At 44.1% G+C, this 8,601-nt stretch carries 9 protein-coding genes; 4 read left to right on the forward strand and 5 right to left on the reverse strand.

All coding sequences use genetic code 11. The features are described 5' to 3' along the window. Positions 1–146: 146 nt before the first annotated feature. The 5 genes from FC15_RS05945 to FC15_RS05965 form a co-directional block, all read right to left on the reverse strand. Positions 147–1,232, reverse strand: coding sequence for a GntR family transcriptional regulator (locus FC15_RS05945; RefSeq protein WP_057824884.1), 1,086 nt, complete (start codon positions 1,230–1,232; stop codon positions 147–149). 363 nt (positions 1,233–1,595) lie between these two features. Next, positions 1,596–1,946, reverse strand: a complete 351-nt coding sequence (locus tag FC15_RS05950) for a DsrE family protein (RefSeq protein ID WP_057824886.1) — start codon at positions 1,944–1,946, stop codon at positions 1,596–1,598. 52 nt (positions 1,947–1,998) lie between these two features. Then, positions 1,999–3,210, reverse strand: coding sequence for an AI-2E family transporter (locus tag FC15_RS05955; protein ID WP_146979158.1), 1,212 nt, complete (start codon positions 3,208–3,210; stop codon positions 1,999–2,001). A gap of 61 nt (positions 3,211–3,271) precedes the next feature. After that, positions 3,272–3,643 (reverse strand): PTS glucitol/sorbitol transporter subunit IIA, encoded by a 372-nt coding sequence (locus FC15_RS05960; RefSeq protein WP_057824888.1) that lies wholly within the window; start codon positions 3,641–3,643, stop codon positions 3,272–3,274. Between the two features lie 370 nt (positions 3,644–4,013). Further along, positions 4,014–4,544, reverse strand: a complete 531-nt coding sequence (locus FC15_RS05965; RefSeq protein WP_057824890.1) for a hypothetical protein — start codon at positions 4,542–4,544, stop codon at positions 4,014–4,016. Between the two features lie 235 nt (positions 4,545–4,779). Between FC15_RS05965 and FC15_RS05970 the strand changes: the two genes are divergently transcribed. From FC15_RS05970 to FC15_RS05985, 4 genes are all read left to right on the forward strand, one after another. After that, positions 4,780–5,802: a lactonase family protein gene (locus tag FC15_RS05970; RefSeq protein WP_057824892.1), complete on the forward strand. Its 1,023-nt coding sequence runs from the start codon at positions 4,780–4,782 to the stop codon at positions 5,800–5,802. A 133-nt stretch (positions 5,803–5,935) separates the two neighbouring features. Next, positions 5,936–6,769 (forward strand): undecaprenyl-diphosphate phosphatase, encoded by an 834-nt coding sequence (locus FC15_RS05975; RefSeq protein ID WP_057824894.1) that lies wholly within the window; start codon positions 5,936–5,938, stop codon positions 6,767–6,769. Positions 6,770–6,841: 72 nt separating this feature from the next. After that, positions 6,842–7,483 carry a copper homeostasis protein CutC gene (locus FC15_RS05980; RefSeq protein ID WP_057824896.1) on the forward strand — a complete coding sequence of 214 codons (642 nt, stop codon included), beginning with the start codon at positions 6,842–6,844 and terminating at the stop codon, positions 7,481–7,483. Positions 7,484–7,712: 229 nt separating this feature from the next. Beyond that, positions 7,713–7,967: a GlsB/YeaQ/YmgE family stress response membrane protein gene (locus tag FC15_RS05985; RefSeq protein WP_057824950.1), complete on the forward strand. Its 255-nt coding sequence runs from the start codon at positions 7,713–7,715 to the stop codon at positions 7,965–7,967. Positions 7,968–8,601: the final 634 nt, after the last annotated feature.

Consider the following 8,601-nt stretch of genomic DNA (forward strand, 5'->3'; position numbering starts at 1 on the left):
CGATTTATTCATTATACCCTCTCTTAAAAGTTGTCTCAGGAATCAGCTTACATCCAGAATTGGATATTGCAAAAAAGCAATCTCAAAAGTCAGATTTAAATTCTGACTTCTAAGATTACTTTTTAATTTTGGTAACAAACAGTTATTTAGATCTCCACCACCGAATCACCCGCAATGATTTCTGGTTGATAAGTTTGTGATGAGGCGCGAAAATCTTTGTTCGGATCTTCGAGCATTCTGATCATTAACTCGGCCGCATCCTGACCCATCTGCACCTTAGGATGGTTGACGGAGGTAAGATTGATGCCGAAGCTGTGGGCCAAGGTTGAATTGTCGAACCCAATAATTGACAACTGTTCTGGCACCTTGATTCCCATGCTGAGTGCAAGGTTAAAAGCGGTCACGGCAATTTGGTCGTTATAACAAATTAAAGCGGTGGGACGATCCGGCAGCTCGAAGATTTCACGCAGACGCATCCCCAAATTAGCCTTCGCATCTCCGGATTGAAACATCAAGCTACGATTCAGGCTGGGAATCTGACTTTGCTGAATGGCGTAATTGAATCCGTTCATGCGGTCAATTCCCTGTTGATCATCAGTTTTAAAAACACCCAGAATATTTTGATGTCCTTTATCGAGCAGATACTTCGTTGCAATCCGCCCACCTTCGAAATCATCCATCACAAAATAAGGCACATCTAAGCCCTTAATTTTGGCATTGAGCGTAATAATCGGCACGTGTTCTGCGTAAAGTTCTTGGTAAAGCGACAGGTTTTTAATCTCAAAAGCACTCTTAGTTGGTTCAACGATCAATCCATCGATGTTGGAATTTAAAATTTTGTTGAGGTTGTGTTGCTCAAGATGAGTATTATTCTGAGTGCTGCTCAACATCATCGAGATCGATTGCGCCGTTAATTCACTTTCAATCCCAGAAATAATCGCTGGAAAAATGTAGTCATTAATGTGCGTGGTTAGAATTGCCACCGTGTGCGCATCGCGAGCGGTGGCCGCGGCCTTGCGCTTCTTGTCGGCGACAAAGGTTCCCCCGCCTTGAATGCGATAGACCAGTCCCCTAACTTCCAAGTCGGATAGCGATTTGCGAATCGTGTGTCGACTCACCTTGAAAAGCTCCATGAGTTTTAATTCTGTTGGTAATTTTTGATTGGGCTGGTATTTACCAGAGTCGATCCAGTCCTGGATGGCCTCGGTCACCACTTGATATTTTTTCTCCATAATTAGCTCCGTTCACTTGTACGTATGAATTATAACTTAACTCCCAATCATGCGCAAGCGTCTTAATCTGATTGTTTCACATACGTTAGCACTTTGATTTGCACAAATTATAACGCTTTTACTGACAGTTTACGATTCAATTACACAAACTTTTTTTCATAAAAGCTGAAAATTTGTCCTGGTACAAAAATATTAGATCAAAGTTGTCCCTTTATCTCAAACAGACTTCGCGACGACAATTAATCCTGAACTAACGCAAATCCGCCAAATACAAAAAGCCTTCAACGTCTGTGCCATGCTGCCACACAAATTCGCCAAAGACTTCTTGAATCATCGATTTGTATCTTAATCCTTAATGATCACTTATGGTTTTACGTATGCAAATCCCGCTTGTTGCAGCTGAGCAAGATCTAAAACGCCCGCGGGAACAACTTTAACACCTGCTGGCAGCTGATCAGATTTGATTCCGTGTCTGTTCAATGAGTTATTGCAGGCATGAAACGCAATTGGCAATCCTGTTGCGAGCAACTTTTCGATTTGAGTGACATGCGTTGGAATCAGGTAGCCCATAATTGCATCTCCATTTAACAACACGGTGATTTCGATTGACTCTTGCGAATGTTCTTGTTGATGACGAACGAGATTGTTGAGATTGCTGAACAGCTCTGGGAGTCGCTCGAGTTCATCAGCGTGTAATACAATTTTAGTTGACATCATTTTTCTCCTTTTCCATGATTACCCGACGTTTCGTCTAAAAAAGAATCGATTATTGATCGATTCTTTTTGTCGTGACGATTGTTTTTGAAGGTGCGGGAGCTTGTGGGTCGTCGATCTGCTTGGGCTCTTCATACAGGCCAGAGACGACTTTGAACCAGTCGAAGAATCTCATGAACAGAATCTTGAGGATGGCGTAAACGGGAATGCCCAAAAAGACCCCAAGTAAGCCGAACATCTTTCCTGCGGCGAGCAGGATCAATAAAGTCGTGACCGGATGCATTTCCATCTTACTGCCAACAACGAGTGGTGAAACGAAACGGCTCTCGATCGTTTGTTCAATGGCAAAGACGACTAAAACTTTAACGACCATTAGTGGTGCGGTAAATGCAGCAATCACAATTGCCGGAATGATAGCCAGGAATGACCCTAAGTAAGGGATTAAGTTCAAAAATCCAGCGAGGACGCCCAATGTCAGTGCATATTTCTGACCAACGATTGAATAACCAACTGAAAACATGACACCGACCCAGAAAGCTACGGTGAGTTGACCGCGAATATAGTTGCTCAAGGATTGATTGATTGCACCGAGCAATTCCGAGGTCGAGCGCCGAAACTTAACGGGCACAAACTTCAGCATCTCGCCCTTGAATCTTGGTCCATCTTTCAGCATGAAAAATAGAACAAATGGCGCAGTTGCCAGCGTCACGAGCACATTAGTGATCACGCCAACTGCCGAGGTGAAATTATTAAACCAGTCGGCAATGTTGTTGTTGATCTGATTGACCACGTTCTTAGATAAATTGTTAAACTGCGTATTGATCTGGTCGCGCACGCCATCAAGTTGTGAGCTCGCAAGAAATGTATTGGTCGTATCCTGAATGTTCTTCCAATACTTCGGCCAATTATCGATGATCTGTTGGGTCTGGGTTTGAATAATCGGAATCAAAGCCACGACGCCCCAAACGATCAACCCGATGATAACGATGAAAACGATGGTGATCGTCCAAATTCGGGGGATCTTGAAGCGTTTCTCCGCTCCTCTGACCAGTGGCTCCAATAAATAATAGAGCACGGCAGAGAGCACGACAGGTGGGAAAACCATCATCAGAAAATCGGTGACCGGTTTAAATACCCAACTGATATTTGCGAAGGCCCAAATGACACCCAATGCCAACAAGATATTAATTAAAGCCACGGTCGCTTTATTATTCAGGAACCAACGATAAAACCAGGAACGTTTGGTTATTTTTGAGTCAGGCATTGACATTCTCCTATTCCAGTTAATTCATGTCATCAGACCAGCCATGTCGCTTACTGGTCAATTACTTCAACCGATAAATCAGTTGTGTGCCAACACGAAAGTTCGGTTTGGGCTGCCCGCGGAAGTAAATCGCGTTGTGCAGATCGGCTGGCCCAGCATCAGAAAAGATCAACGTGACGTGACCGATCGTCTGGAGATTCTCATTCACCAAACTGCCAACCGCATCAATCGGCAGGTGTTGGTCATCAATCACCAACTCATCGCCAGCATGCAGCTCAAGCTGTTGCTGAGCAGTCTCATCATCAAACTGTTGAATGACCGCAACTTGACGCAAAGTTTCACTGGCAGTCTCATCGAATAGAATCACCATTGGATCTTGATCTTCAAGCGCTTGTGGCCCCACGGCTGTAATTGTGGATTTGATCTCCCTCATTGCATAAACCTACCTTAGTTATCAGAATTAACGACTCAAAATAACGTTATCTCAATATAGCGCCTTCATTAAGTCGTGCTTAATTGAATCAATAGGTTTATTTTAGCACACAACCTTTACTTTTTTACAAAGCTCGGCTCCAAGTCTGCCGAAATATTCCCCAACCAAAAAGATCAAAATACGGACCCGCCCGACCACAACTCGATTGCTTGCTTCACGGTCGTTAACTAAAAAAAGGTCCCTCAGTGTCGAATTCCCCCGACCTTGAAGTACCTTTTCTAATGAGATAATAACTTATTTAACGCGTTCTAAAACTTGATATGAGGTATCAACGTTCTCGTTAATCGCACGATAATCTCCTTTCTTCAGATTAAAAACGAGATCTTTTCAAAATTTGAACTGCAATCAACGTCATCGACAAAAAACCTGCTTGAAACAATAACAAGAGGGGTTCTATCGATAGTTGACCAAACAAAACGGTGATGATAGTTGCAGCGACTTCCAAGTAAAGCAATGCAACCTGTGGCTTTATCAAATGTTGGAGTGAATCAACTGTTGGCCGAAAGCTAATATCAGCTTTGATTGCCTTTAGTAGCCCTTGGATCGTATGAAGGAGCCGTAGGCCAATGACACAGATGGTGATCGCCATAATGATTAATAATGACAACAGCATCTGTGAGGTGTTTGTCTGAAAATCTGGTGCCGCATGCTGCAACGGCAAGTTCAGAATCGGAATCATCTGGTGGACTAGCGAGAAATTCCGTCCTGTATAAAACAGCCATTGAAGTCTAGCAAAAACAATGATCATGAAAATAATGGTAAAGACAATCAACCATTCAATTAACTTGGTCATGAAAATAACTGGTGCCACTGTCTTTTCTGAGTTTGTACCCTTTTTCATATTTTTCCCTTTTGCCGGCGTTTCTTTCTTGTAATCGATTACACGCTCAGCGTAACACTTTAATAACTTAAGTCAACTCTTTGTTAACTTTTTTACTTTTAGTATTTTTTTATTGACGAACGACTAAACTGCCGAAATATTCTGACATCGTTCTACACCACTGGACCTTCATTTCTGGTAAAATGTTCAATGGCACATGCTATACTTACAGTGATTAAAAATGGAGGCATCATTCATGAAAGAAAAAATTCTGTTCGGCGGCTACACGCGTCGCAGTGGTAAAGGAATCTATCAAGCTGAACTCGATACGGTTGACGAGTCTATCTCAGAACCAGAAGTCTATCTGGAAGTTCCTCAAGCGACCTACTTAGCCCTTAGCAAGCACCACATTCTCTACACTGTCCGCAAAGATGGTGAAGAAGGTGGTGTTGCCGCTTATGATCTTAACGGTGACCAACCAACCTTGATTAACGAGGTCATGGCTGTAGGTGCACCACCTGCTTATGTCGCGATTGATGAAGATCGTCAACTCGTTTACGGCGCTAACTACCACAAAGGTGAAGTGCTTGTTTATCGCATCGCCGAAAACGGTGGTATCAGTTTAGCTAGCACGGTGACTCATGTCGGGAGTGGCCCTCGTCCCGAGCAAGAGAGTGCTCATGTTCATTTCACCGACCTCACGCCTGATCATCGTCTCGTTGCCTGCGACTTAGGCATCGATGCGGTTGTCACTTACGATGTTGACCACACCGGTGAACTCACAAAAGTAGCAACTTACCGTACCGAACCAGGTTATGGCCCTCGCCACCTGATCTTCAATCCTAATGGTAAAATTGCTTATTTACTCGGTGAGTTATCCAGCAATGTACAGGTTTTGAACTACCAGAAGGACGGCAGTTTCACACTAATTGACACTTATTCATTAATTCCCGAAGATTTCACTGAACATAATGGGAGTGCCGCAATTCGCATCAGCCAAGATGGTCGCTTCTTATACGCTTCGAACCGCGGTCACAACTCAATCGCCGTTTTCGCAATTTCTGGTGAAGGTCGTAGCTTGCAACTCATCCAACGAATCAAAACCGAAGGCGATTTTCCACGTGATTTCAATCTTGATCCCACAGAAAAATTTGTCGTCTGTGCCAACCAAAACACCGATAATACGACACTTTATCGTCGTGACGCCGAAACTGGCCTATTGACAAAAATTCAACAAGACATTCCAACACCTGAAAGTGTCTGCGTCATCTTTAGATAAGCAGTGAACACAGAGATGATGATCACAGCCAGCGTGTCTAACTGTCTGACCAAATAGATCAACTTTCGGACAATTCAATTTCGAACCTCGCTGCTTGCGTCACATCCGATTTTAGTCACGAAAGGAATTAAGAATCTTGAATATAATCAAAGCGATCATCCTTGGCATTATCGAAGGTATCACCGAATTTCTGCCGATCAGTTCAACAGGTCATCTTTACCTGGCGGACGAATTCGTTAAGCTGAACGAAGACAAGGCGTTCATCAATATGTTCATGGTCGTGATCCAGCTCGGCGCGATTCTTGCCGTCGTCTTGCTCTACTTCCATAAGTTGAACCCCTTTTCACCTAAAAAAACACAACGAGAACGAGGTCGTACTTGGCAACTATGGTTCAAAGTAATTGTTGCCGTGATTCCTTCCATCATCGTTGGGCTACCCCTAAATGATTGGATGGATGCCCATCTCAATACTTGGCAAGTCATCTCTGCAACTCTAATCATCTACGGGGTGCTGTTCATCGTTATTGAACGTTTCAATAAGACGCGTCAGAGCACCTTGAATGATCTGAACCGTTTGCCTTACCGAACAGCGTTGCTAATTGGTGTCTTCCAACTCCTCTCGTTGATTCCAGGAACATCGCGTTCTGGCGCAACAATTCTGGGGGCGATTTTGATTGGCACCTCGCGTTACGTTGCAACTGAATTTTCATTCTTCATGGCGATTCCAACCATGTTTGGCGCCTCATTGCTGAAGATCGTCAAGTTCTTGAAAAACGGTCAATTCGTCGGCGACCAAGTCATCGTCTTACTCGTTGGAATGATTGTGTCGTTCGTCGTTGCCTACTTGTCAATTCGTTTCTTGCTGAATTACATCAAGAAAAATGACTTCCAAGCATTTGGCTGGTACCGAATTGCGCTTGGCGTGATCGTGGTTGCCTTCTTCGGCCTTCGCGCACTCCTGGCTTAAACAGCCAACCAATGACGCTAAATACGCCAAGAAGTCCCTTTAAACATCTTTCAGAGCTGGAGGTCAACAAACTTGTTAAAAGAAATTGCAGTTGAAAACTTTACCATGATTCCCAAAGCCGTTGCCGCCGGAGCCAATCGGATCGAATTGAACGATAATTTAGCCGTTGGCGGTACGACCGTCAGTCATGGCGTGATGGCTGAAGCCGCAAAATATCTCAATGAGAAAAAAATCCCACTAGTCGTCATGATCCGACCACGCGGTGGTAACTTTGTTTACAACGACACTGAATTAAAAATCATGGAATCTGATTTATTTTTAGCCCAAGAAGTTGGTGCAGATGCCGTCACATTTGGCGCCTTGAACGAACGCAACGAGCTTGATCGAGAAGCCATGGAAATGTTGATTGGCGCGGCTGGCGGACTCGAAGTCGTCATGCACATGGCCTTCGATGAAATCCCTGTCAGCAAGCAACAAGAAACCATCGATTGGCTCGTTGATCATCAAGTGAGTCGCATCCTCACGCACGGCGGTCCCCTTCCATCGCCAATCGAAGCGCACTATGAACAACTCACTGAAACGATTGCCTTAGCTAATCAGCGCATCCAGATCCTGCCAGGTGGCGGCGTCACCAATCTCAACGCAGATGAGGTCGCAACCACACTGGGCGTCAAACAATTGCATGGCACCAAATTAGTCGGCTCATTAGCCTAAACAACAAATCTCTCGGGAAACTTTTTTCCCAAGAGATTTTTTTATCGATTGAGTTAGAAAACTCACCAAAGAAGATTGTATTGAGTCTTTACCATCCGACATTAGGCACGCTATACTCGCTTTTTCGCCATCCGTTAAGTCAGGTGCTTTTAGATTGCATCGACCTCGGGCAATTTGCTAGACTTAAGTTAGGCATAATTGCTAAGACATAATGGAGAGGATGATGAACATGTTACATTTCTTATGGGTACTCATTGTCGGTGCTGTGATTGGTGTGATTGGTCAATTAATTGTTGGCCGTGATATGCCATTCGGTTGGATTGGAAATATCATTGGCGGACTTGCCGGTGCGTGGATTGGATCCAGCCTATTCGGCAGCTGGGGACCAACAGTTGCTGGCATGGCAATCGTTCCCGCAATTATTGGCGCGATTATCGTTGTATTCGTGATTTCGCTGATTCTAGGCTCACGTAAAAAAGCATAGCCTGTGCTGAAGATGAGCTTCTGAAATGGCAAGTAAAACTCCCACCGGGTATTGAAATTCGGTGGGAGTTTTTTAGGATTTCATGGTGCTATGACGAAGTTGCTATCAAGTATCCACTAAAAATAAGCGATGTTAAATGCCGAAGTTGCTGCGAAAAATGGTCGTTCCTGCTGTGGTATTGCGTTGAACCGAAGTAGCTGCAGCCGGCCCCACATGCTAGCATGTGGGGCCGGCTGCAGCTCTTTTTGAAACGCATTACGCAAGGCAGCAGTCTGCGCTTAACAACAATTTCTAAACGATCCGCAAGCGAATCATTCAGAAATTATCGTTAATGCTCAACTGCAAACCGCCTTTCTCCACGCTCTACTTCAAAAAGGAGCTTTCGCCTAAAACTTGTAGCTTTTGTTGCACAAAATCTAAAGTTTTGCCCGTGTTATAAGCTCGAAACACGTTTCGAGCTTATAGCACTGTCACTGCAATCATGCCCATTGTCTTCCGCAACTTCTGATTTAGTCTGAATCACTGAATAACTGGTTCAGTAATCTATGCTACTTTCTATTTCTTAATTTTACATCTCAACTCCGCCTTCACATCTGAGTCAGGGAACGGAGTGGAAAGTTGTTGCCGTGCTGTG

Source organism: Lapidilactobacillus concavus DSM 17758 (genome assembly GCF_001435835.1).
In the GTDB taxonomy this organism is placed as follows: domain Bacteria; phylum Bacillota; class Bacilli; order Lactobacillales; family Lactobacillaceae; genus Lapidilactobacillus; species Lapidilactobacillus concavus.

What these genes read in the sequence shown, in the direction of transcription:
- FC15_RS05955 (WP_146979158.1), bottom strand. Translation starts at nt 3,210, where the DNA reads ATGCCTGACTCAAAAATAACCAAACGTTCCTGGTTTTATCGTTGGTTC.
- FC15_RS05950 (WP_057824886.1), bottom strand. Translation starts at nt 1,946, where the DNA reads ATGTCAACTAAAATTGTATTACACGCTGATGAACTCGAGCGACTCCCA.
- FC15_RS05965 (WP_057824890.1), bottom strand. Translation starts at nt 4,544, where the DNA reads ATGAAAAAGGGTACAAACTCAGAAAAGACAGTGGCACCAGTTATTTTC.
- FC15_RS05970 (WP_057824892.1), top strand. Translation starts at nt 4,780, where the DNA reads ATGAAAGAAAAAATTCTGTTCGGCGGCTACACGCGTCGCAGTGGTAAA.
- FC15_RS05960 (WP_057824888.1), bottom strand. Translation starts at nt 3,643, where the DNA reads ATGAGGGAGATCAAATCCACAATTACAGCCGTGGGGCCACAAGCGCTT.
- FC15_RS05945 (WP_057824884.1), bottom strand. Translation starts at nt 1,232, where the DNA reads ATGGAGAAAAAATATCAAGTGGTGACCGAGGCCATCCAGGACTGGATC.
- FC15_RS05985 (WP_057824950.1), top strand. Translation starts at nt 7,713, where the DNA reads ATGTTACATTTCTTATGGGTACTCATTGTCGGTGCTGTGATTGGTGTG.